A 661-nucleotide genomic window follows, 5' to 3' on the forward strand; every position below is an offset into this window, starting at 1 on the left:
TAATCAGACTATTTCTGTCAGCAATGCGAATATGCGGACCAACACCTACGGTAATAACTACACTGTAGCCTCTGGTGCGGTAGCTAGTAACACCGCATCAGGCAACGGGGTCACAGCAGGTGCCGTGAATATTTTAGGGCATCGTGGACAGATTATCGGTCAGACTGGTGTTGGGGCATCAGGTTTAGCAATTGCAGCCAGCGGAAGCGCCCAAACAATGGCTACCAACATCAACAAGTTTACCGATGCAACCGGCGTCACGGCCACAGCGCGCACTGAAGCGCAAGTGATTTTTGGAGCAGCTGGTAACTACACCTTAACCATTCAATCAGACAACACCACCGCCCAAACCGTGACTTTCAATTTATCAAGTGCCTCCACGTCAGACGGCCTGAGTGCTGCGGTCACGGCAATCAACGATCAAGCATCAAAAACCGGCGTGACTGCGGTGGTCAATGAAGCTGGCTCGGGTATTGTTCTGGCTAATCAGACGGGGAATGATATTGTCCTCCGAGATACGGTGACTACAAATGCTGCTGATGTGACGGTGAATAAGGCGTATCGTGATGGCAGTGGCACTTTACAGGTAGACACGACTGCTGTAACCCTGGATTTTGACAATACAGTAGCCGATTACACTACCGTCAGCGGCTATATCCAA

The 661-nt window shown here is 50.5% G+C and carries 1 protein-coding gene; it reads left to right on the plus strand.

Features of this window, described 5'->3' with window-relative positions:
- Positions 1 to 31: 31 nt before the first annotated feature.
- The coding region (locus HUK38_RS14690; protein WP_202985588.1) for a flagellin hook IN motif-containing protein at positions 32 to 661 on the plus strand (630 nt) is incomplete at its 3' end.

Source organism: Thiospirillum jenense (genome assembly GCF_014145225.1).
Classification (GTDB): domain Bacteria; phylum Pseudomonadota; class Gammaproteobacteria; order Chromatiales; family Chromatiaceae; genus Thiospirillum; species Thiospirillum jenense.